Annotated in this window: 21 protein-coding genes; 7 read left to right on the top strand and 14 right to left on the bottom strand. The window is 48.0% G+C overall.

Translation table 11 applies throughout. From position 1 onward, the window contains the following. The first annotated feature begins 719 nt into the window (after nucleotides 1-719). The 3 genes from ACFTRD_RS25285 to ACFTRD_RS25275 all read left to right on the top strand — a co-directional run bounded on the left by ACFTRD_RS25285 (nucleotide 720) and on the right by ACFTRD_RS25275 (nucleotide 3,263). Nucleotides 720-989 (top strand): helix-turn-helix domain-containing protein, encoded by a 270-nt coding sequence (locus ACFTRD_RS25285; protein ID WP_379384846.1) that lies wholly within the window; start codon nucleotides 720-722, stop codon nucleotides 987-989. A 156-nt stretch (nucleotides 990-1,145) separates the two neighbouring features. Next, nucleotides 1,146-2,276, top strand: coding sequence for a PsbP-related protein (locus tag ACFTRD_RS25280; RefSeq protein WP_379384844.1), 1,131 nt, complete (start codon nucleotides 1,146-1,148; stop codon nucleotides 2,274-2,276). A 465-nt stretch (nucleotides 2,277-2,741) separates the two neighbouring features. After that, a complete protein-coding gene (locus ACFTRD_RS25275; protein ID WP_379385240.1) occupies nucleotides 2,742-3,263 on the top strand; it encodes a stalk domain-containing protein in 522 nt (173 codons plus the stop codon). 102 nt (nucleotides 3,264-3,365) lie between these two features. Here ACFTRD_RS25275 and ACFTRD_RS25270 read toward each other — a convergent pair whose 3' ends face one another. Beyond that, the gene (locus ACFTRD_RS25270) at nucleotides 3,366-3,692 is read right to left on the bottom strand and encodes an MTH1187 family thiamine-binding protein (RefSeq protein ID WP_192262825.1); all 327 of its coding nucleotides are present in this window, start codon (nucleotides 3,690-3,692) and stop codon (nucleotides 3,366-3,368) included. Between the two features lie 646 nt (nucleotides 3,693-4,338). On the opposite strand from ACFTRD_RS25270, the gene ACFTRD_RS25265 reads away from it, so the two are divergent. The 4 genes from ACFTRD_RS25265 to ACFTRD_RS25250 all read left to right on the top strand — a co-directional run bounded on the left by ACFTRD_RS25265 (nucleotide 4,339) and on the right by ACFTRD_RS25250 (nucleotide 10,140). Further along, nucleotides 4,339-6,672 (top strand): ribonucleoside-diphosphate reductase subunit alpha, encoded by a 2,334-nt coding sequence (locus ACFTRD_RS25265; RefSeq protein WP_192262823.1) that lies wholly within the window; start codon nucleotides 4,339-4,341, stop codon nucleotides 6,670-6,672. 210 nt (nucleotides 6,673-6,882) lie between these two features. After that, entirely contained in the window at nucleotides 6,883-7,914 is a 1,032-nt protein-coding gene (locus ACFTRD_RS25260; RefSeq protein ID WP_062322688.1) for a ribonucleotide-diphosphate reductase subunit beta, read from the top strand. A 198-nt stretch (nucleotides 7,915-8,112) separates the two neighbouring features. Then, on the top strand, nucleotides 8,113-9,087 hold the full coding sequence (locus ACFTRD_RS25255) for an SMI1/KNR4 family protein (protein WP_379384841.1): 975 nt from the start codon (nucleotides 8,113-8,115) through the stop codon (nucleotides 9,085-9,087). 18 nt (nucleotides 9,088-9,105) lie between these two features. Continuing rightward, complete coding sequence (locus tag ACFTRD_RS25250) at nucleotides 9,106-10,140, top strand: phosphotransferase family protein (protein WP_379384839.1); 1,035 nt, start codon at nucleotides 9,106-9,108, stop codon at nucleotides 10,138-10,140. 117 nt (nucleotides 10,141-10,257) lie between these two features. Here ACFTRD_RS25250 and ACFTRD_RS25245 read toward each other — a convergent pair whose 3' ends face one another. The 13 genes from ACFTRD_RS25245 to ACFTRD_RS25185 all read right to left on the bottom strand — a co-directional run bounded on the left by ACFTRD_RS25245 (nucleotide 10,258) and on the right by ACFTRD_RS25185 (nucleotide 24,054). Then, nucleotides 10,258-12,069 carry a S9 family peptidase gene (locus tag ACFTRD_RS25245; protein ID WP_379384837.1) on the bottom strand — a complete coding sequence of 604 codons (1,812 nt, stop codon included), beginning with the start codon at nucleotides 12,067-12,069 and terminating at the stop codon, nucleotides 10,258-10,260. A gap of 120 nt (nucleotides 12,070-12,189) precedes the next feature. Beyond that, the gene (locus tag ACFTRD_RS25240; RefSeq protein ID WP_379384835.1) at nucleotides 12,190-12,900 is read right to left on the bottom strand and encodes a 4'-phosphopantetheinyl transferase family protein; all 711 of its coding nucleotides are present in this window, start codon (nucleotides 12,898-12,900) and stop codon (nucleotides 12,190-12,192) included. Nucleotides 12,901-12,917: 17 nt separating this feature from the next. Further along, nucleotides 12,918-14,141, bottom strand: a complete 1,224-nt coding sequence (locus ACFTRD_RS25235) for a M16 family metallopeptidase (RefSeq protein ID WP_379384833.1) — start codon at nucleotides 14,139-14,141, stop codon at nucleotides 12,918-12,920. 16 nt (nucleotides 14,142-14,157) lie between these two features. Continuing rightward, nucleotides 14,158-15,456 carry a M16 family metallopeptidase gene (locus ACFTRD_RS25230; RefSeq protein WP_379384831.1) on the bottom strand — a complete coding sequence of 433 codons (1,299 nt, stop codon included), beginning with the start codon at nucleotides 15,454-15,456 and terminating at the stop codon, nucleotides 14,158-14,160. Between the two features lie 24 nt (nucleotides 15,457-15,480). Then, entirely contained in the window at nucleotides 15,481-16,461 is a 981-nt protein-coding gene (locus tag ACFTRD_RS25225; RefSeq protein ID WP_379384829.1) for an LpxL/LpxP family acyltransferase, read from the bottom strand. Further along, nucleotides 16,461-17,642, bottom strand: a complete 1,182-nt coding sequence (locus tag ACFTRD_RS25220; RefSeq protein WP_379384827.1) for an arginase family protein — start codon at nucleotides 17,640-17,642, stop codon at nucleotides 16,461-16,463. Before ACFTRD_RS25220 ends, ACFTRD_RS25225 begins: the two co-directional genes overlap by 1 nt. 27 nt (nucleotides 17,643-17,669) lie before the next feature. After that, nucleotides 17,670-19,055, bottom strand: coding sequence for an MATE family efflux transporter (locus ACFTRD_RS25215; protein WP_379384825.1), 1,386 nt, complete (start codon nucleotides 19,053-19,055; stop codon nucleotides 17,670-17,672). 19 nt (nucleotides 19,056-19,074) lie between these two features. After that, nucleotides 19,075-20,043, bottom strand: coding sequence for a hypothetical protein (locus tag ACFTRD_RS25210; protein ID WP_379384823.1), 969 nt, complete (start codon nucleotides 20,041-20,043; stop codon nucleotides 19,075-19,077). Continuing rightward, complete coding sequence (locus tag ACFTRD_RS25205; RefSeq protein ID WP_379384821.1) at nucleotides 20,036-21,193, bottom strand: acyl-CoA dehydrogenase family protein; 1,158 nt, start codon at nucleotides 21,191-21,193, stop codon at nucleotides 20,036-20,038. The genes ACFTRD_RS25210 and ACFTRD_RS25205 overlap by 8 nt, the downstream gene beginning before the upstream one ends. Next, on the bottom strand, nucleotides 21,190-21,924 hold the full coding sequence (locus ACFTRD_RS25200) for a hypothetical protein (protein ID WP_379384819.1): 735 nt from the start codon (nucleotides 21,922-21,924) through the stop codon (nucleotides 21,190-21,192). The genes ACFTRD_RS25205 and ACFTRD_RS25200 overlap by 4 nt, the downstream gene beginning before the upstream one ends. Then, nucleotides 21,911-22,897 carry a 3-oxoacyl-[acyl-carrier-protein] synthase III C-terminal domain-containing protein gene (locus ACFTRD_RS25195; protein ID WP_379384817.1) on the bottom strand — a complete coding sequence of 329 codons (987 nt, stop codon included), beginning with the start codon at nucleotides 22,895-22,897 and terminating at the stop codon, nucleotides 21,911-21,913. Before ACFTRD_RS25195 ends, ACFTRD_RS25200 begins: the two co-directional genes overlap by 14 nt. Before the next feature lie 18 nt (nucleotides 22,898-22,915). Then, nucleotides 22,916-23,797: a hypothetical protein gene (locus tag ACFTRD_RS25190; protein ID WP_379384815.1), complete on the bottom strand. Its 882-nt coding sequence runs from the start codon at nucleotides 23,795-23,797 to the stop codon at nucleotides 22,916-22,918. Further along, nucleotides 23,794-24,054: an acyl carrier protein gene (locus ACFTRD_RS25185; protein ID WP_068964052.1), complete on the bottom strand. Its 261-nt coding sequence runs from the start codon at nucleotides 24,052-24,054 to the stop codon at nucleotides 23,794-23,796. Before ACFTRD_RS25185 ends, ACFTRD_RS25190 begins: the two co-directional genes overlap by 4 nt.

Genomic DNA, 24,054 nt, shown 5'->3' with positions numbered 1-24,054 from the left:
TGGACCGGGCTATGGCCCTGCTTTGACAAAATAGGCGTTTTCACTATTCATATGGGCTTGTCCTTAACTTATAAAAAAAACCCCACCGGTAAACCGGCGGAGTTCCACACATTATACCCAGAAAGATTTAGTGATGATAACAAGAAGAATGAACAGAACCAAAATGGCACCAGTCGATGTCCAAGCGCCGCCGTATCCACCTACTCCTCCAACAACTCCACTCATGTAAAACCCTCCTTTATTTTGAGGTACAGTTCACTATATGCAAAAGTCCCTCGTGAGACCGGGCTCCAGTTAAAATTGGGCGGCTGTCCTTTAAAGGAAATCTTCCCTACAGCAGTGAAACTTTAACTTTCATTTTGTTGGCGTCCTGCTAGCATAGAAGTGCAGTATTGCAGGAGTTCAGCACGCATGTGAACGTTAAAATAAACAAAGGGGGTGTATGTAATGAATTAGAATATCTGTACAGCCGTTCAGGAATAGCTTCAATATTACACATATAACGATCCATGGTTCTTTAGGAGTACGCATTTACTTATTAAAATCATAGTTTTCTATCAAGGTGTTGTTTATTTACATCCTTAAACATTACCGTAATGGTATATTTTATGTTATTGGATTAATGTTTTTTCAGCACATTCATTACCTTTTCGGTAATTATATATTCTCATTTATGTACGGATGATATTATTTTACTATTCAAGTAGAAAGGAGTGTCTATGCCTACTCTAGGTGAACGAATTAAACATTTAAGGGAACTGAAGGGTTTTTCTCAGAAGGAATTGTCTGAAAAAACGAACCTTACAATAGTTCAATTGTCCCGGTATGAAACCAATCATAGGAAACCTGATCCAGATGCTTTATGTCGTTTGGTGACCGTTCTGGGGACGAGTGCCGATTATCTTATCGGTCTAACCTCAAATCCAATTCAGAATTTAAATGAGCAAATGTCTTTTACCTGGATCATCCCTTACACGGAGTCTTTCTGAGGGAATTTTTTAATGCGCCTGATCAACTCAAAAACGAAACCAGGCATTTTTTCAACTTTATCATGAGCAGTTCAGATCTGAATCATTGACCCTACACGATGACCTTGAGAAAAAAATCCCATCCTATGGGGAACACACTAGGAGCAATTAGATATCATGAAAAAGCTTATTACGATTTTGGCATTAACAGCATTGCTTAGTGCTTGCGGTAATTCAGAAACAACAAAAACAGCAGACACACAAACTTCAGAGAAAGCAAGTACAACCGAAACGGGCTCTGCCGAGGCTAAAGCTACTAAATACACTACATATAGTGGAGAAGGTTTCTCATTTTCATATCCGGATCACTGGAAAAGCGTAGATACAAGCCAATTGAACGTGCCAGCACTCAAAGCTGCTTTTTCTAACCAGGAAGCAACCCAATTTGCCGATAACGTTAATTTTCTTATTGATGCTAATCCGAGTGGTGAAACTAACCCCGAAGCAATAGCCAATGCAACCGTGGACTACTATGAACAAAATGGGCAAAGCATTGGTGTTCCAGAGTATAAGAAGACCAGTTACACCACAAAACCTTTCAAAGATTACAATGCCGGTGTTCTGGAAGGAACATATAACCATCCATCTGGAGGAGAGGTTGTCATGATTCAATACCTGATTCCATCCAATGCTGAGCTTTATAGTCTGACATTAACCTACTCCAAGAACTATTATGAACAAAAAGGAAAAGAGCAAGTCAATGAAATTTTGAATTCATTGGTTATTTCCTCTCCTATTGAACAGACTAAAGCGAATACAGCTTCTATAAACCAGGAGACAGTAGTAACTGCTGCTGACTATTTCAAAGAATTAACCCCGATCTTGACTAATGATACAGCGATCATGGAACAAGTTTCTTATGACTTTTTCACAGCGCACGACGATTTAATCCCAGCCAATACAGCTGAAGTTCGCAAAAAGCTTAAAAGTTTGGTGGATACCAAAGTGACAACCAAACATTTGAATAAAAATGTTGCGAATTACTATGAACATTTTATACAAATTAGCGGTGAAGTTATTGAGGTTGAAGAAGATACTTCTGATGGCTCCACGGCTGCTATCGTTCATATTATGGATGATAACGGAAACAATGTACTCGCCATCTATCCATCCTCCACAGGCGATTTGCTTGAGGGAGACTACGCTACCGTAATCGGTGCTCCGATCGCCAACTTCTCATTTGAGAATGTTGGAGGTGGTTATACCAATGCTACGCTCATTGGAGCAGCACTGGTGACTGCAGAATAGCCTTCTCAATATTCCTTAAAGGGGCTGTCTCAAATGCCCTTAAAAGCATATTGGTGAAGAGAAATAACACCCATACGTTCAAAAGGGACGAAGCAGCGGTTTATCCTGCTTTGTCCCTTTTGCGTTTTTCCACCATTGCGGCTTTTTTAAGCAGAATGCGGGCAAGGCAAAGCCACCAGACCTCCAGGCCTTACTTTGGGCAAGCCGCGGTATTAGCATAAAAATGAAAGGATATAGTCCTCTTGTCATAACACTATTTTATTAATACAGATCTTTGGGACCAATTAAACAACCCATTCATAAAATTCATGAATATATTTGGACATTTGAATGTATATATGAAAGCCAACAATTGATTCATAAGGAGTAAAAATATAATAATTTACACCCGTGTCAATCCTTCTTGATTAGGGTATTATTCCTAGGTATAGCATACTTACATAGGAGATGATGATGCACGTGAAAATGAAAAAGGTAATTGTTGCTTTATCCGTCGGGATGTTGATCGGGTCTTCTTCCATGGCTGTTGCAGCTACCTCCAAAAAGGTACAAGCCACGCTTGCGAACTTTAAAGTTATCGTAAATGGCCAATCCAAGTCAGTAACATCTGATCAATTGCTCTATAAAGGTAATACATATCTCCAACTACGCGAGGCTGCTAAAATCCTCGGTTATGAGGTAAACTATGCAAGTGCAACTCGCTCTATTGAATTCTCTGCCAAAAGCCAATCCCAGGCAGATTGGATTACATTGATTGATTTGTCTGCATCAAATGGATACCAGGTTAATCTAAAGGGAGATTCAGCAGATGTATATAACATTTCTAAAAATTTAAAAACAATCCTCAGCGTCAACGCCAATGGTCTTAAAGAGGATGAGGAGAAAGTTGTAACCGCCCCATCCGGAAATACAGTTCGTATAAAAAAACTACAAGGATCCTTGGTACTAAACAGAGCTGATCTTAAAAAAGCAGGTTTAATTCTATAGTAGTATCCTGTAAACCTAAAAAGCTTCGCTAGGAGAAATCCTGCGAAGCTTTTTAGGTTTACAGCCTGCATCAGAATGCCATATACATTCTAAAGGTATCTGCTAATTGGGCCGAGCTTGACGAGATGCCAGTTGATCCTGAACAGATTGCAACTTCTGCACACTGGAAGCGTCCGGTTTGTCACGACGGTCGTCTATCTTGACAGAGGTGGAGACACGCTGGGCTCCAGATAGAAACGGAGCTTCATGCAAGGCCGCAATTGCGGTGAACACCTCATTCAACGGGCCTTCAATAATGGTGCTCATGGAGGTCAACTGATATGTAATGCCCCGCTGATTTTCCAACACTTTCTGCATATCCGCCACATAACTGCTCAAGCTGGTCGTCCCGGTTCCAATTGGAATTACAGTCACTTCTGCTATTGCCACTTTCGCTCCGCCTCCTCTGGGCCCCGTGATTCACCGTTGCCGCTCATTTTAGTCGATTTTTGACTATTTTTATTCTACCAGCTGAATGCGTAACAATTCAAACTGACGTGAAGACGTCATCTGATTTGACCCAAAAATTTTTTTGAACAATCTTCAAATCTTCCAGTCCTTTTCCTTTGCGGATTCCTGGCTAAAATGGTATACTCGGAATTACGTTTCACGGTGTTGACCCTGTTTACAAACACTATATGTTGGGTTACAGTATGATAACAGTAACAAAATGTAGTGAATTCGAATTACCCCACTTCTATGAGTCACCTTCTGAAATCTCGTGAAAAAAGGATGAAATCACCTTCAAAGGCACGTCCCTGTAGGTGTAAATCGCTTTCTCGAAACAGAGCTGACACTGAGGTTAACGGGGCTGTTTGGACTGCACCCGGTATCCTCATCATACAGGCGCGTTTTGCAATAGACAAAAGTTTACATAAGAACCCTTTTATGTCATTTGTTGCACACTACCCTGTCACCACCATTCAGTCCGCATTATGCAGTATATATCTATATCCCAACGTAAGAAGACACTCAATTCTTTATATAAAGAATTTCTCCATTTTATCTCTTAAACATGTGAAAGCGAGGAATATTCATGCCACAAGTTGTGACCAAGCCGAACAACCGCCAGCTTGCCTTTGATGAAATGCGCATCTCGGTATATGCGGATCGTATTCTGGAAGGACTGGACATGCTGGACAAGGAACGTCTGGTACGCGGGGTAAACAGCAAGCTCCGTCGTGACGAAGTTACCGGAGACGAGATCAGCAACGCTTTTATGATGAGTGCACTGGAACTGGTAACAAAGGAAGAGCCTAACTGGAAATTTGCAGCGGCGCGCTCCCTGCTGACATCCCTTTACAAAAAAGCGGCCACAAACCGCAGATACAAGTCATATCCGGAAGAGCCATACGGCGCGTTCCACCCTCTTCTCGTAGATCTCGTGAAGAAAGGTATCTACCGTGAAGAATTGCTGGAATGTTACACCAAGGAGCAGATCGACGAACTTGCTGAATGCATCGACTACCGTAATGATCTGTTGTTTGACTATATCGGCTTGCTCACACTGGCAGAACGTTACCTCGCTCACGATTTTGACGGAAAAGTAATGGAGTTGCCACAAGAGCGTTACATGGTTATCGCCATGTACCTGATGCATCAGGAGCCTGCTGAGAAACGTATGGATCTCGTTAAAGAAGCGTACTGGGCCATGAGCAACATGTATATGACAGCAGCTACACCTACAATGTCCAATGCGGGCAAGAAAGTGGCTGGACAACTCTCCAGCTGCTTCATTGATACGGTAGACGATTCCCTTGAAGGAATCTTTGATTCCAACACGGATGTAGCGCGTCTGAGCAAAATGGGCGGCGGCATCGGCGTTTATCTTGGTAAAGTCAGAGCTCGCGGTTCGGACATCCGGGGGCACAAAAATACAAGTTCCGGTGTTATCCCTTGGATTCGCCAACTGAACAACACTGCGGTCAGCGTAGACCAGCTCGGAACACGTAAAGGTGCGATCGCTGTTTATCTGGACGTCTTCCACAAAGACATTCTGGCCTTCCTCGATCTGAAGCTGAACAACGGTGACGAACGGATGCGTGCGCATGACGTGTTCCACGGCATTTGCCTGCCAGACCTGTTCATGGAGCGAGTAGCCAGCCGCGGTGAATGGAGCCTGTTCTGCCCGCATGAAACGAAAAAAGTGATGGGCTGGAAAGACGAGAACGGTCGTCCACTCGGCCTGGAAGATTTCTATGATGAGTCCGTAGGCGAAGGCGCATTCCGTGAGAAATATGAGGAGGCGGTCAACCACCCGCTGCTGTCCCGGATTACGGTTCAGGCGATTGACATCATGAAACGTGTCATGAAATCCCAACTGGAAACGGGTACGCCTTACATGTTCTACCGGGATACCGTCAACCGTGCGAACCCGAACAGCGCACATGGCATGGTATACTCATCCAACCTTTGTACCGAAATCATGCAGAACCAATCTGCAACTGTAGTTGAAAAGGAAGAACTCGTAACGAAAGATGGACAAACCCGCATCGTGATTTCCAAAGTGCCGGGCGATTTCGTGGTCTGCAACCTGAACTCCATTCACTTGGCACGTGCTGTGCCGCATGATGTATTGGAGCGTCTGGTACCGATTCAGGTTCGTATGCTGGACAACGTTATCGACATTAACAATATTGAAGTGCTGCAAGCCCAATATACCAACAGTCAGTACCGTGCGGTTGGTCTGGGAACATTCGGACTCCATCACCTGCTTGCTCTTGAAGGCATTCGTTGGGAATCGGAAGAAGCAGTCACGTATAACGATAACCTGTATGAAAAAATTAACTACCTGCTCGTTAAAGCCAGCATGGAGCTGTCCAAGGAAAAAGGTCATTATCCGAAATTCCAAGGTTCCGATTGGCAAACAGGTAAATACTTTGATCAACGGGAGTACACCACAGGTGAGCGCGTAGGCAAATTCGTTACAACCGATCAATGGAAAGAACTGCAAACGGAAGTACAGCAAAACGGTGTACGGAACGCCTGGTTGTTCGCCATTGCACCGAATGGTTCAACGTCCATCATCGCCGGCTCAACAGCCAGCATTGATCCACTATACGAACTGTTATCCTATGAAGAAAAAACGACATACAAGATTGCCAACCCGGCACCTGACCTGTCTGAAAAAACGATCTGGTACTATAAAACGGCGTTCATGGTGGACCAACATGCTTCCATCAATATGGCTGCTGCCCGTCAGCGCCACGTCGATCAGGCTCAAAGCTTCAACCTTTATGTACGTCCGGATATTAAAGCAACTGAGTTCCTGGAGCTTCACCTGCATGCCTGGAAGGCCGGCCTGAAATCAACCTATTATGTCCGCAGCCGTGCTTTGACTATTGAAGAATGCGATTCTTGTGCAAGCTAAGTTTTATCAGTGAAGAAGAAGATTCACTAGATCCAAGATGACCACCAGGGCATCCCTGTTTTGATTGCAAAATGGCGTTGCCCTGGTACTTTTTTGCCCAAAACATGATCACAACATCATGAGATGTTGATATAGATGCCACATTACAGCCACTAATATATAAGTTGAAATAATATTACAGTGTAAATTCATTCAAGGAGTGAACGGATTATGCAATTGCAGAAAATTTTCAATACCGAAGCGCCTAACCAGTCTACCCGTATCATTGAAGGTGAATGCTCAGGCATTCTGAACTGGAACGATATTCGCATGCCTCATATGTACAAGCTGTACAAAGTATTGCTGCTCAACCACTGGATCGCGGATGAAATCCCGATGTCCAAGGACGCTTCCCAATTTGCCCAATTGGACCCGGAAGAACAGCGTACATTCAAAGTCAACATCTCCCTTCTCGCTGTACTGGACTCCATGCAAACGATGTTTGTCGGTGACGTGAAACGTTATTTCACTGATTCCTCGCTGGAAGCGATCTCGGCAATTATTGGACAACAGGAAGTGGTACACAACCAATCGTACTCCTACGTCCTTTCTTCCATCGTATCCGATCGGGAGCAAAAGGAAATCTTTGAATACTGGAAGCATGATCCGGTGCTGCTTGATCGTAACCGGTTCATCGCCGACATCTACCAAACGTTCCGGGATAATCCGTCTCCACAGACATTCTTCCAAGCCATGGTAGCCGATCTGGTACTTGAAGGTATCTTCTTCTATAGTACATTTGCCTTCTTCTACAACCTGGCCCGTGACCAGAAGATGATGGCAACCAGCCAGATGATCTCTTATATCCAGCGTGATGAAAACCAACACTGTTACTTCTTCGCTGAAGTGTACAAACAGCTGCTGGTAGACTTCCCTGAACTGAACACGCCTGAGAACATGGACTATGTATACAAAACAATCCATCGCGCTGTTGAGCTTGAAACCAACTGGGCACACTACACACTCAGCAACGTACGCGGCATTGACCTGAACGAGTTGGAAGACTACATCAAGTACATCGCTAACAAACGTTTGCGCCTGATGGGTATGGAAAAAGCATACGAAGGCGTGGATGTGAACTGCATGCCTTGGATCAAACCATTCTCCGATGAAGCACTGAATGCAACCAAAACAGACTTCTTCGAAGCTAAATCCCGTAACTATGGTAAAGTTGGCGACGATAACGGATTTGACGATCTGTAAGTGAATTGATGAATTGAACGCAACATAAAACAAATACACAACACTCCCCTTGTTGAACTGTCTTGATGGCTTTCAGCATAGGGGAGTGTTTTTTTCTATACAGCTGGATAGGATACTATACCCATTCATCCTGCAAGCTTGTAAGATATAATGGAAATAGGTTAGGTTCACATTCCCCTATTGAAATGAGGCATAGCGATGGAAAGAGAACTGCTGGAACAACTAAACAAGTGGCATGAACAGGACCAGTTCCGTCCCATTATTGAACGTATTCAACAAATCCCTGAATCGGAGCGGGATTATGAGTTAATTGGACAACTTTCCAGAGCGTATAACAATGAAGGACGTTACCGTGAAGCTGTCCAACAGTTACTATTCGTCAACGGGCAGGGAGCAGGTGATCCGCTCCGGCACTACCGCCTGGGTTACGCCTATTATCATATGGCCAAGTATGAACAGGCGCTGCAAGCTTTTGAGATGGCGAACGAGCTCTCGCCCCATGATGAATCGACCATCGAATTCCTTGGATGGGTACGCCCAAAAGCAGAAAAGATGCAGCGGGACCGTCAGCATCATGAAGAGAGACGACTGGCTTTGGAACAGAGTGGTACACTGAATCATCTAAGGGCGGCATCGGGTACATATGTACCTGCAACATTTTGGGAGCAAAGTGAATATGCGCTGGAAAGCTATGTATCTCCGCCATTCGACGAAGATTTAATTATCTCCATTGAACAAGAGCTGGGGTACAAGCTCCCCGCTTCCTATATTCAGCTAATGAATACCCAAAACGGGGGCATTCCTGCACGCACCGCTTTTCCAACCAAAGCAGCAACTTCATGGGCTGAAGATCATATCGCCATTACCGGAATCCTTGGAATTGGTCGGGACAAATCCAATACGCTGGCTGGGGAATTTGGAAGTCGTTTCATGATCGAAGAATGGGGATATCCCGATCTCGGGATTGTCATCTGTGATTGCCCTTCCGCCGGGCATGATGTGGTGATGCTGGACTATCGATTCTGCGGCCCGGAGGGCGAGCCTGCTGTCGTTCATGTGGATCAGGAAGACGATTATGAGATTACATATCTTGCACCTCATTTTGAAGCATTTATACGCGGTCTGGTTGATGAGGATACGATTGAACTGTCTGACGAAGAAGTTGAGGATTAAACACTAGGAGGGAGCTTTATGACAACCCGTATTTACTTTGGCTCCAACACACTTGGAGAGATTTCCTCTGCTTCATTACAAGATGCACTGCACCATTTTAATCTGGGAACGCTGATCGATTATAAGCGGACAGAAGAAGGCATGATGGGCCAGACGCTGCTCGTTCGTTCCTCCCTTGGGGAGTATATTCTGAAAGGTAACCCCCTATATCCAGGACAGCTCCAGGAGGAACAATTTTTCATAGAACAGCTGACGACTCACACCAACATTCCTGTGCCTGATCCATACCTGCTAGATGAAGAAACTGACACGTTGGGCTGGAGCTATGCCATTATGCCCCGATTACCCGGAAGGCACCTACATGATCCGTCCTTAAAAGCTTTACTGTCCCAGGAGGAGCAGGAGAATATCGCCACCATGCTCGCCCACGCCTTGGCAGAATTACACCGCTGGAAAGTACCCGACGCTGGTGAATACGACCCAGTAGTTGGAAGGATTGTCCCCTTTGCCGGAACGTACCAAGACTGGCTCTACGGAACCATCCGTCACTGGCTACAGGATGCTGCGAAGTATTCTGTGATTACGGATGAAGATCTACAGTGGGTGGACGAGCAATTAAGACAGGCTGAATCTGCGTTTCACGCCTTTGCGGTTGCCGGGTTTGTGATGGGGGACTTTAAGGTCGAAAACTTTGTAATCCAGAAGAAGAATAGCCTTGCTTCGGAATGGGAAATTAGTGGCCTCTTTGATTTTACTACTTCCTATTTTGGAGACGGTACAGCCGATCTCACCAAAATGACAGCCAGGTATGTAAACGAGGGTTCCCCAGAACTCGCTAAGCGTTTCCTGTCCGGTTACCGGGAGCTTGTATGTGCAACAGACGCAGAGCGATGCCAGCACTTCGCTACACGCCTCAGAATACATCTGCTGTATCAACGTATTTTGTTGTGGGGCGAAGCTAAAGCAACAGACCGAGTGACCTGGAATTCAGATATGCCATTTGCGCAGTGGGCGGAACAATATCTGGATTCGGTTGTTGCTCTGCTGGATTAGCCTAATCAAACCACTCGCCAAAAAAACCGTCAGGCGATGAGAACTTCTCATTCTGACGGTTTTTCTTATACATTAATTCACAATGAAGTTGGAGCTAACGGTAGACGCTGATCTGTATTAGGATTGCGGAACCGGAGCTTCCTGATGTTTCTGTAGAAACTCCAGCATCCGTCGGTAAACGAGAATCTCATTCGTTTTTCTGGAGAAACCGTGACCCTCATCATCCAGAACAACGTATTCCACGTCTACCCCTTTCTCCTGCAGCGCGGCCACGATCTGATCTGATTCCGCCTTCACAACCCTTGGATCATTGGCCCCTTGAATGACCAGCATCGGGTTCACCATCTGGTCCAGATACGTAATCGGTGAATCCTTCGTTAAGCGCTCGCGGTCCCGGACAGGATCACCCAGCCAGTTGTCCATCATCGGCTTCCAATCCTCCGGCACGGATTCCAGAAATGTGAACAGGTTGCTCGGCCCAAAAATATCGACCGCAGCGCGGAATAACTCCGAATGACGTCCTGCCAGCAGCAGGGTCATGTATCCACCGTAACTTCCGCCCACCACAAACAAGCGCTCTGGAGACGAAATACCCTCGTCAAACAGCCAGTTTATACCGACAACACAATCCAGGCGGGGACCCTCGCCCCAATCCCTCTCAACCATTTTGACAAATTCAGCTCCATATCCCGTGCTTCCCCGGAAGTTCGGGGCAAAAATATGATAGCCCTGTGCCAGCAATAATTGGAACATCGGTCGGAAAAACTTCGCTTCTGATGCCTGTGGCCCGCCATGCGGCCAAAATACGGTGTAGCCATTAGCCTGTTCCGGCTTCGCCGTGAAAAAAAGCGCTTCGATCTCCAGTCCGTCGTAGGAGTTATATCGAATAACATCCGGGTAGACGAGATCACTCGGATCAAGCCCCGTTACCCGATTGGCTGTCAATGGTTCCCAGGAGTCACTACCTGCCATCAACCGATAGATGTTATGCGGCTGGACGGCTCCACGCCCCAGAATATACACGTTGCCAGCCTCGGTAACCGTCACTTGATCAACCGTATCCAGCGGTATATCCACACGACGAGGCTGCTCGGAGCCTTTATCCAGCGCGTACATCCGATTCTCTGGTCCTGTAAACGTCCAGAAATATAACGTCTCTGAAGCTTTGTGCCAACGAATTGCCTCTACGTCTTCGCCTTCAATTCTGCACAATGAGCGGAATTCTCGGGTATCCATCCGGTATTCAGCTACATAGGAATACGCTTCGTCATCATTGGTAATCATCAGAAGCCGATTATTGTCTACAAATAGGACATACGGGACCTGACTCTGCCGCTCGGAGACCGGAATAATGGATTCTGACTCACCGTTCCGGTACACATATGCTTTCTGATAGGTATTAGAGTATACATCCAGGATTACGTAGGCTTGTTCATCCGAACTCACAGCAACCAGATTGCTTGTAACCTCTTCCCCCTGATGCAGAAGCTCATCCTCCCCCGTTTCCAGATTAATCCGGCGTGAATTGAGATAGTTGGGGTTGTCCCTACTGGTCATATAATATAAACGCTGTCCATCCTCGGATAAGTGGGCATAATAACATCGATCATTCGGCTCTCCCGGAACAACAGGAAACGGAACGCCACCTTCCTGTTGGAGTGCATATAGATGGTAATTCTCATCTCCATCCCGATCAAACGCCGTGAGAATATGGCGTCCTTGTGGGTCTGCTTTAATAAACTGGCTGCTCTGATTTAAATACGTCAAGGGATACGGATATCCACCTGGCAAATCCATCGCCCAGATATTAGGCTGACCATTCAGATTACTGTCAAAATACATGCGCTTCTCGTCGGCCGATACGGCAAAATGGGATATCCGATACGTCTGGAAATATTGCTCTACATCCGGTTTGGGAAACTGAATCATGACATTCCTCCTCCAACATGGTAGTCCGTTGAACAGTGGTAAATTAAGGGTTTACTTGTCCATATTATATGTACATCCATTGTTTGCACAAGAGATATGTAAGCTATTTCCTGTCCAAATTCAAATCAAAGACATCCATCGGATGGAAGGCTCTGTTCTCCCTTCAGTACATAGAGTGGCATTATATCCCGATCCTAAGTTATCCAGTTTGCAAAGCATATAAAAGCGTCCTTCGTGTTCAACCAGATCCAGCTTAGTGAAACGTTCATCCACGGTATTTAGCGCCCTCCATTGTCCACACAGTGCCTGACCACACGCTTTGATCCAAGCCTCCTTGCGAGTGATCATCTCCCATAACAGGAGGAAATGCTCTTCTCCCTTACTCGCGCTATCCAGAACATAACCTTGCTCTTCCAAAGTCAGAAATCGGTGAATAATGGCTTGCTGACGCAGCAACGGACGCATCCACTCAACGTCTACTCCAAGCTCTGTATTACTGGGTTTAACAGCCAGCACACACAGACCCTTCGTATGAGACAGGCTAAATTGAGGCCCGCCGTGGATATACGGCTTCCCAGAGGGTCCATATTCAATTTGGATATCCCTTGCTTGTTGCTGCATATACTGTGCCAGCACATTTCGGAGGAAAAGCCTTGAAGTCATCCAGCTATGCGCCCCAAGCAGGGAGACTTTCTCGATTTTCCGCATACGCTGCTGTTCTTCTGGAGTAAGTGTATCTTGGGCCAACGCCAACGCTGACTGCAGCTGATTCTCGCTTGTGGGCAGCGCTTGCTTCCAGAGTTGGACCTCCGTTTTCACGACATTTGGCATGGACTTGCCCCCCTCTGTTAGCGTAAAACGACCATCCGCAGATGAGCAGGCGTTGCCATTTTTCTCAAACCGTGTAAGATTTCATCTTCTGTCAGTCCGGATACATACACGCCGATCTGCATATAGTCCAAACCCATCACAGCGTGCTCCGAAACGTTCATGCATCGCTGTTTTAGCGAATCCATATCCGCATAATAGTCACTTAGCCATTTCATTCGTGCAACCTCCAGATTGTGCAGGGACATGGCGCCCTCCTGAATCTGATCACACTGCTGCTCAATACGGGTATATAATGAAGCCGGATCTGCCGAATAAACGTAAGCGTTCGAAAACGCAAATTCCTGGCGATAATAATGGTCCCAGGCGGCACCTTTGCCAAGCAGGCCCGACTCGAAGCACTCTGCATGGAAATCGGAAGTTTCACCCAGAAGCGCTTCAATGCCAATGATGCAAGCCATTTGATCCTTCAGCTGCATCCCCTCCTCAGCCCGGAACCCGAACCTCACAAGCGGCAGGGGCAACCCGTATTCAAGTTCCATATAACGTTCACTGGACTCCTCCCAAATTCGGCCCAATGGAACCACACCCTGCCGGGAAGTTGTCTGATGTGCCATCATCGGGAATCGTTCCAGCATCTCGATAATAGCCTCCGGTTCAACCGGACCTGCCACGGCAACGGCCATTTTACCTGTGGCATAATGGTCATTGTATGCATCATTTAGCTCATCCATTGTAATTCGATACAGGCTGTCCGGCGTACCCGCAACGTCCAATGTAATGGGGTGATCACTGCCGTACATCATCTGAGTCAGCAGCTGCAAGGATCGCCAGGATGGTTGATCTGCAAACATGGACAGTTCCTGATGAATGGCGGCTCGTTCCTTTTCAATATCTATCAGCGTAAAATACGGCGTTGCCAGCATCCGGGTAAACAGCTCCATACTTTGCTTCAACTGCCCCGTGCAGGCCATCTGGTATGTCGTTACATCATAACGTGTCAGTGCAGATGTCGAGGCGCCAAGAGCATGCAGCATTGACTTTACAGGTTGCTTATCCGGGTTGTAGAACATCATATGCTCAAGGAAATGTGCCCTCCCGGGCAGTACCGCATCATGAATCGATCCATAAGACACTGACCACGAAACAAAGGTATGGTGGAAATGGGGCTCGGGAAAGATGCTGACGCAGAGGCCATTGGACAAGCACCGCTGGATGGGCGCGGTATTCACAGCAAGATTCATGATTCTCCTCCTACAGTTATGCCGAATATTCACTCTCGGGATACAAAATCCAAGTCACTTCTTTTTTCATTCCAGAGGCCACTTCTGCCACTTGCTCTGATGTCACACTCGCTATGGCATCCAGAAATTGCGGAGTAGTCATTGAAACCTGATTGAGCAGCCGATCGATATGGAGGTCGACAACCTGCTCAGGCAGATCGTAGCCCACTTGCACATAATGCATGACATTCTGAATGGCTCTGTGCAGCTCCCGTTCCTGGATGTCTCCGTTGCATAATTTCAACCACTCCGCATCTATCGCTTCGAGAACCTCTGTTGCATATCCGCTGCTTGTTCCCGTTGTCACATGAAGTGTGCCGCGATAATCATCCAGTGTGCTGTAGATCTGGTATACCCATTGCTTTTGTTCACGGAGCCCATACTGGAGCCTTGAGGCAGGCGTGGCGCCAAACAGCGAATGAAAAAGAAACAAGGCGGGATAGTTGGAGGCACCGTAATCCACCCCGGTCGCAAAGGCCACATTAATTTTGCATTGCTGAACATCCATCAGTTCCATCATCAGCTCACCTTCTTCCCTCCGTGCAGCAGTCCGAGGGTCACGTGGTAAGGATGAGGTCTGCTTATCATCAGCTGCTCCCTCCATTTCATCCAATGTCCGAAACGTCGCCAAAACATGGGCTGTCATGGGATCAGACTCGACATCACCGATAATATGAATATGGATCGGACAACGAAGCATCTCCCTATACCACTCCGGGAGTTCACCATCACGTACGCAATCCCGAAGCTTCTCAAGCTCGCCATCCCTGCCCTGTTCTGCATATCCCAGCCATTCCAGACAACGCCCCCGCACCACCTTGTCCCATTCGGAAACATCGTAACCGGCATGATGCTCTGCCCATCTGGTCTCTTCCTGTACCTGCACCTCATCAAAATCAAAGCCATCATTGGAGACAGGTCCAAGCAATAGCTCTGCAAGCAGCTCCAGTGCATCCTTTGTTCGCGTCTCCGACCAGGGCAGTACACTTCCAGGAGTACGTAAACGGATAGATGCAAGCTGGGCATCTCCCTTGTATTCAAAGTCGCATCCAAGCCCGTCTGTATAGCAGGTCCATAGACGCTGGTGCAACTGTCTTTTATCCAGCGAACCCCGTCTTGGGTTGAACAGCAGACGAACAATGACCATAAACACGGCTGGAGGAATTCTCCCCTGTTCGTTAACGATACTAAGATGGATATAGCGGCTTACATATTGGCGAGTTGGCATCACATGAACCGATAGTTGATTACGCTGCTCCGTAATGAAAGACTGCATCCCTACATCCCCCTTGTCTGGCGGTTAACCCAAATTGTAGATCATACCACTCCCGGTGTTCAGTCCAAGTTGACCGAATCCATCCAGCGGTCTGGAGAACCAGTCCACCCGACTTTCAGCTTCTTCGGATTGATGCGGGACCTCATCCTCTTCCCAATGAATAACCTGCTGATGGTGCCGATCCCAAAAACGCCAAAGTGCAGGCTGCTTCCGCAGCTGAGCACGAAATGGCTCATATACACGTCCTGCAGACACCTGAATATCCTCTTCCAATGTGAACGGAGGCAGAAAAACGATTTTCGAACGGAAATCCTCGGTCAACGTCATGAAGTAGGGACATACAGGCTTGCGGGCCTTCGCCAAAATGCGAAATATGCCGCTCCTCGTCCGAATCCGTGAGCTAAGAAAAGGAAGTTCCACTGCCCGGTTATCCGCATTAAAACCCGTCTGTCCATCCACAAAAAGATTGAATGAGCCTCCTTTCCGCAAATGAGAATATAGTCGTATGCCGATCATCTCATCCTCTGCATTAAGCAATTCAGCCCCTGCATACTGCCGGATCGAATTCCAGGCCTGCAGCTTTTTCTCTTGCTCCACCGTCCCCTGCTCGGCTACCAAGTAAAAAGGAAGTTTGGCCTTCGTATGTCCTGCACGAATCTCCTGACCAATCGTAATCATATTATGTCTGACAAAACCATAATGCCAGGTCAGCAACGCTCCACCTTCCTTAAGCGTGGTCCTCAAATGCTCGCGTCCCTCTACCTCATCCCACTCCATAAAAGAGAACGGGCTTTTTTTGTGTTCATCAATCGTACGCAAAAAAGCCAGGTAATCCATCCAGATTGCCTCGGGAGACAATGCTGGCTGAAGCGGTGCAAGCTCCTTAATAATATTCATCAACGCATAGAAGTATCCCAGATGGATGCCGCCTGCCCTTTCCTTGTATAACTCCTCCTGAACCTGTTCCCGGTGAAACGTATATAATGCTCGGAAATCCTTCATCATCACGTCTCCTTTGTCCCTGTATTCATCGATGCTCCGGTTCCTGTCAGTATGCCTTCTTGTAGGGTATCCCCACAGACAAGCGAATCAAACCAACGACGATTCCGGTCTATACCATCCAGCATGTAAGCCAGCATGCGTAGCGCCAACTCGTATTGTCCTGGAATGTGCCCGTCTTTCTCCACGCCCTGCCCTTCAACCATGTCCATACCAAGATAGGGTAGCGGAACCTCCAGCGCTGCAACAACGCAGTTTCGAATATTCTGCCAGGTCGGCCCCCCGCCAATCGGAAAGTCCACATAAGGGAAGCTCCCAGGATCAAGGCAATCCAGATCAAAGGTCAAATAGGCTGAATCGATATTATACCTCTGTTGAACTTCAATGAGCGTTTCCTGTACTTTCTCCGGTGTCATTTGCTCTGCTGATATCTGTACCAAGCCTGGATGCCTGTACATCTGATCCGCCGAACGAAGGCCGCGCAAACCGATCTGTACAACAGCATCAACCGTTCCGTCTTCCAGCAGATGCCTCACAAAATTGGAATGGCTGGGCTGCTCCTGATGAATGGCATCAATGCCGCAATCATGATGGGCATCGAACTGGACCAGGACCCTGCGGTTGCCTGCGACCTTAGGCATCCGTTGAAGCACGCCATGCGTAATCGAATGATCGCCACCCAAGCAACACAGCAGTGCCTGATGCTCCCTGGCATGCTCCAGAGCGGAGTCAAGTCCCTTTGTATAAGGCAGTTCTGCATTCGCATCTGCTCCATCCATGAGGCAAGAACCCCAATCCTGCATAATCACGTCTTCAAGTAAGTGGGTTCCATTTCCGATATCATATAATCCCGAATTCCCTGATTGTATTAATGAAGGATATAACACTTTTTTATACGATTCTGTACGTAGTGCGTGCACGAATCCGGATACAGAGGAATGTACCAGGCTCGTCCCGCCGGAATAGGGAATGCCCACGATACAGAGTTTGGGCACTTCATGTCCGATGCGCGGTTCATACAAAAAAAAAGGGACCTCCGGGGGTTCAACCCCCGGCAAATCCGGAGAGATTCGTGGCTCCAGCTTGTATTCAGGCTCAAGTTCATAGAACTGGCTGAACGTTTTATCCGCAGCAATCCATGTATCTCCGATGCGACGCACCAGATAAACAGGTTCGGAATGGTTCATGCAAGATCCTCCTGTCCGTGGTTAGATTCAAGACTGGGTGGAATATCCCTGATTGGACAGAGCTGATTCGTCCTCTGAGATTCCTGCCTCGTGTCCAGACGGCTCTACATAATCCCGCTTCAGCCTTCGCATGAAAGGCAGGAAAAAAGACATGCCAATGACGTTCATGCCGGCAATGACGCCATAGAAATAGATAACGTGATTGAACATTCGAGTCAGTCCCCAACCCAATAAGATAATGAGCAGAAAATATATTGCATTAAGGAACATGGCCTGATACCCGCGTCCGCTCTGTTCCATTGTAAGCAACGTAGTCATCATGGGTCCCATGCCAATATAGGAAAGAGCCACCACAGAAAGATAACGTGCCGCTTCCGCACGAGATGCCGCATCTTCAATCAGGAACGAAGTAAGCGGTTCTCTCCATACCCAGATCGCAATGGCAATGACTGCATAGAGCGCGAAGGATTGCAGCAGACCCTGACGATAGCTTGCGTAGGCCCTTGGCCGATGAGGGGACTGTAAGTTGTGATTGATCATGATGCCAATCGCGGAACCAATCACAATACCGGGCAGAATCGCCATCGTCTGGATTCGATAACCGACGCCAAACCCGGCAACGGCACCTGCGCCAAAATGGCTGACAATTTTATTGAAGAAAAAAGTACTCAGAAAGATCATGCAATATGAGATGAAGACCGGAATACCTACATGTCTGAGAGTAACAAAATGCTTTTTCGCAAAAACAAAGCGTTCCATAAGTACTTCTTTGCGAATGAACAGAATCAACAGAGAGATGACCCAGGACAATGTCGATGAGATCAAGTTGGCATACACGATCCCTTTCAGATCCAGCCCGAAAATCGATACAAACATGTACACAAGGGAAATATTCAGCAGGGCCAAGCCTACCGAATTCCACGATGCCGCTTGCGCCCGGCCCAGACCCCGAAGTGCTGCACCACTTACAGCTGCCAGAACAGCAGGAATACTCGCGGCCATCATGCCCCCCACATACAGCGTAAACATGGGGGCAATGTCGGCAGGCACAGCATAAAACCATGACAGTACGGGAGTCAGCAGCATGACAACACCGCCTGTAAGGATAGCCAGCAGCACTGCACTTCCCATCATATGGACAAATAGCTGTGTAAAAACTCGTGAACCCCCAGCACGACTGCGCGCCACCGCCACCTGAACCGACAGCTGCATCGCTTCGATGATAGCAATCATAACGAATGAGACCGGAATGTACAGTGACAGCACATACAGAACGCTCTGACTTGTATGTCCCATGAAAAATACATTGGCCAGTTGCGTAATTACATTGACCAAGGAAGCAAGCAGCATCGGGACGGCCGTTCGTAACAGCAAACGTTGGATCGAACCGGCCGTATAATCGATCCCTTGCATGGTGATTCACCTCCACAATTCATGTTGTCCTGATTTCTTGAATCATTGTAAGCCTGCTGAGCAGCGGTATATGTATCACATGCACGCAGCAAGCGGATATCAAGTGGTCGCCATCCCACGAGACCATTACTACCCGCTCGTCTGGCCCAATCATTCCTCGCTGCAATTTTTCTGCCAGCTGTATCCACACATCTCCGCTCTGGTAATCCGTATGTGGGACACAAACCGTCTTGGAAGGACCAATATTCAAAATAGAGCTACCGCTCATGTGCAGCCCCAGCCTCGACTGAAAGATGACATGTTCAGCTTCACAGCCATCCATCAGTTCACGGATAATATCCAGGACCTCGGAGGCAAAAGAAGCTGCTTCGTCAGAATGGATGATTCTTCTCCCTGCATAGCGTACCTGCAATGCGCCTTGATCCTTGCACGCCTGAAGGGCAACCGCCATATCAGCCGTATCACCTTGGCTTTCGGCTTGCAGGCCATATCCAACCTGACCATCGTCATGAAGTACGCGCTGTTCCACCAGTACGATGGCAGCGCGCTCCTTCCGGCCAATGCTCCACTGGGCCGCCTGAATGGCCTCGGTACCGGCCAGCGCTCCCAGATGTGACAAGCCAAGCGGATAATTAACGTGCCATGGTGCCGTTTCGAGCATACGGGCAAGCGGGGCATTAAGAGCATGTCGCTCGGGACAAGTCTGCGCCAAAATCAGCCAGTCCCAAGTAGCCTTCGTGGACAACCGCTCCATCACCATGAGTGCAAGATCCCCAGCAGTCATGCGTTTCCCATCTGCCATAAGCGAACGGGTAAGCGTTCCGACGCGACCATAATAGTGATCTTCCATATATATGTGGGGGGAAACGTAAAAATAATCATCCGGCGTTGGCCAGTCCAGCGTATACAGATGATCCTCCGCAGTAACCCAACTGATATGATCCACATAGATGGGGGCGCCAGCAGCATTGTGCAATGGTTCAGGCATGCTGCATCTTCCCGTTGGCATAGGCTTGGAAAACATTGATTTTCTGAATGGAAGTTGTTCCTTCCATAAACTCAAATGCCCTGGCATCGCGATACCATTTATTCAGCAAAGGATGTTCCATCATGGAGCCGGGCCCCATCATGCCCAATGCCATTTCCGTCGCTTCCTCGGCAAGCGCAGCTGCGCGAATTTTGCTAAGGGAAGCCAGGTACCCTTTCTGGGCATCATGATCAATCTCTGCCGCAGCATTGCGAATCATGCTTCGAAGCGAATGCAGGCGCATCTCCATTCTCTCCAGTTCCATCTTTTCCCGCTCCTTGAAAATGGATCTGTGCTCCAATACGTAATCGTATGCAGCCTGTGCAACCCCAAGCGCCAATGCAGCTACGCTTGGACGCATGCGATGGAATGTACGCAGCGCCCCCCACAACCCCCGTTTGGTTGGACTAAGATGACGGCCAATGATATCCTTCTCTTCCAGTGCGAAGTTTTCAAACTTCAAATGACTGATCTGCAGTCCGCACAGTCCCATCGTATCCAGCGGAGTTGCCGTAAAGCCCTCCATGGAGGGATCGACAAGTGCGATTTGAATGCCAAGAGGTGTACGATTGGTCTGGGCAAACACCAGACCGACACTCGCGCGGCTTCCATTTCCTATGTAGATTTTATGACCGTTCAGCTCGATATCCCCGCCTGGATGACGCGTGATACGTGTGCCAATATCGGTAGCATCCGAACCCTTCTCCGGCTCCGACATGGCAAAAAAGGCCCATGATGCGCCCTTCAAAAAATGGCTATAAAATCGTTCCTTCTGCTCCTCATCAGCTAGGTCCATCATAACGATACTGGACATCGACGGACCTGGGCCACCCAGAAAAGCTCCGGCATCTCCTGCTGCCAGCTGCTCAATCGTGATTACCCGTTCCAGAGAGGAGAGTCCATAATATCGTTCATTACCTATCGTTACGATCGGTTGACCGCCATACTCCGGTGGAATCATCATATGATTGATGGCCTGCATGGAAGGCAAGTGCTGAAACTCCTGAATCCGTTCAGGCTCGCGGTCAATGATAAGGCCGACCTCGCGCAGCTCCGCAGCATACTGCTTCATGACATGCTCAAAGACCGCAATGGTTGAAGGTGTGATCATCGATAATCCTCCTCGCCTGTTAATAGCATGTTTTTCACCAATTGGCCCGTATATATATAGGAAGATACACCCTGTCTCAAAAATCCGAAACCTCCACCAAGGCGCTGCACCTGTCTGAAGGCCTCATCCAGTTCCTGATGCATCCATGCGTGAACCCGGCCAGACGGAAGGTCTGGCTTGGCTGACAGGAGGTGTTCCTGCGGCAACGTTTCCGTCATATAAAGCGTTGTCAGAATATCGGCGACCATGCCTTTAACCAGTTGATGCTGGAAGGTGGATTGCCCACCAGATATACGACCAGTCAAATGTCTCCGCATCTGTTCCAAACCAGTCCTGCACAATTCGGCCCGGAATTGGAGCAGCCCCTTTTTCAAAACATCGTCCCATTTCGTTCCCTCGTCATTGCCGTACTCCTGAGCCTCCTCACCCGGATTCAGCTGCACTCGATATAGTTGAATTTCGGAAGGTTCCAGCATCCGATCCTGTACAAACACGACATGCAGCTGGTCCCAACGGTACATTCCCCCAGATTCTTCATGCCAAACCATAGGTTCTTGTTCAATCAAATGGGACGTCGCCAGCAGGTATGCCCCCACAGCCAAAAGCACGGGGCGATCGCTCCACCGCACAGTTGCCTCTTCCAATAATTCCGAGATTGGGGCAACGGGGTCGCCAGCCGCTTGCAGGCCAGCAGGTTTCGCTCCCGCTCCCTGGAATTCAATGACGTGCATTGTCACTCCTCCTGTTCACTCGTTCTTCGTTCCCTCCATGCTCCACCAATGCAAAACCGAAAAAGCTGCCCAGCCCGATGCTGACCATGATGGAGCGTCCCTTCCTGCAAACCCAGTCCTGCTCCAATCCCGAGCTCAAATTAATAAACGGATCTGTGGAGAAGGTATGCCCGATTCGCTGAATGTTATCCAGATATATCCGCTCCTGCCCCATCCCCGTTCGCCGCGAGAATTCCCTCCAGGTCGTCCAGTTGACGTTATGGGGGAAGATATGATCCACATCCTGAAGAGTCAAGCCTTTCATGGACAGCAGCTCTTCCATGCCTTGAATGATATGATCCACATACAATCGGTTAAATGCCGTAATCTCATCGGCGGTTGCGTGATAGCCGGTATGGAACCGGGTATCCCGAAAAATATGCGTCGCCTGAACGACATGCTGATGACTATCCCTGCTTAACAGAACGGCTACGGCAGAATCACCCAGGATCGCCGATTTGCGTAGATAACGCCATTCGGAGGGCAGAAAATTGAATTGATCTGCACAGATAAGCAGCACATTCTCAATGTGAGGCTGTGTTTGTGCAATGCGTTCAAGCCATTGAAGAGCAGCTATCGATGAGGCGCAGTTCATTTGGGATATGCCATAGAAAGGTACATCTTCCATTCCGAAACGTCGCAGCACACGCTGTATAAGCCTGTAGTCGCCAGGTGTCTGCACCTGGAAGGAATGGACATAGAGAACAAGGTCTATTCCGGCGAGGGACTGTCTGGCCTGGACGCGCTCCACAGCTAGCGCAATCGTATCATCCAGCATCTGACTCGAGTCCGTCATAGGTACGCCCTCCAGGTGATGGCACTTGCGTAAAAACTGAAGTTCACCCTTCCCAAGTTCCAGGGCAGCCAGCACCTCTTCCGGCTGCTGGATCTGTTCAGGCAGATAGACGCCAATATCCACAATACCGAAAGTCACGGTGTTCCCTCCTCCTTGTTACTGACCGTCCACCCTTGCATCGCCAGTTTGGATTAACAGGGCATGAATAAATGAATCGGTATGCTCCAGATGCATAAGGCATATGTATTCACTCCTATCCTCATACTCCAGAAGCTCCTGTAATGCAAAGAACGGAGCTGCACTCCAGCGTGATGGATCGTAACACCCCTTCCATCCACAATCCTCGTACCATGAACTACCCACACATTCCTGTTCCAGATCAGGGTGGATCAGCAAAGTAATCTGACTCCGGTGAATGGATGTCTCCGTGCATAATCGATCCATTACCAGAGACGCCGTATCGGATATGGACTGATCGGCATATCTCATCTCCACGCCCAGCAGGCAGGGTCCCCTGCCTGTTCTCCGGTCAAGCAAAATCACTGCAGCGGTATCCGGCCCGTTCGTTACATTCAATTCCATGGTTTCATAGGGAAGAGCGGTCTGATCCATGATCAGCAGCATGCCCTTGTTGTAACCTTCCCGGCTCAAATAGTGCTGAATCATATGAAGTGCCGCAAAAGGAGCCCCAAAACCAAGATCATTTACAGCAAAGCTGGTAAAGCGCGCCTGATATCGATCCATCAAATAATTCACGATTGAAATGTCCGGACGAATATTCGGGAAATTGTAAGCAAGCAGCAGTACATCCACATCCTGCATGATCCCATCAAGGCCCGTCGCTTCCAACAACTCCACGCTCATGTCATGATAGGCATTGTTGTTTCGTTCCTGTAGAAGATCAACATCATACTTTACCGGCGTATCGGCAAACATGTCCTGGTGTAAGCGCAGCAAATCGGGATGCTCAAATGGAGGATTCCTGTCCGAGAATAGCCTGACCCCCATCTCCCGAATGGCAACAGGCGAAGCCATCAAGCCGCAATCAGCTGCTTCTCGATGTAAGCAGCCAGAGAGCCTACTGTATCGAAGACATCCGGCTCCAGCTCGTCCGGATCGATCTCCAGACCCTCAATCCGGTCCTCCAGCGTCATCAGCAGTTCCAGTACTGAAGTCGAATCCAGATAAAGTTCGTCAAATAAAGAGGTGCTCAATTGGATATCCTGCCTGGCTTCCGTATTCAATACTTCAGCAATAGCACCCTTAATCTCTTCAAGCAACAATGCAGTCGTCAT

Origin of the sequence: Paenibacillus sp. NPDC056933, assembly GCF_042674385.1 — a bacterium.
Classification (GTDB): Bacteria; Bacillota; Bacilli; order Paenibacillales; family Paenibacillaceae; genus Paenibacillus.
Note: the sequence above shows the minus strand (reverse complement) of the source record. Positions and strands in the feature narration are given on the sequence as shown.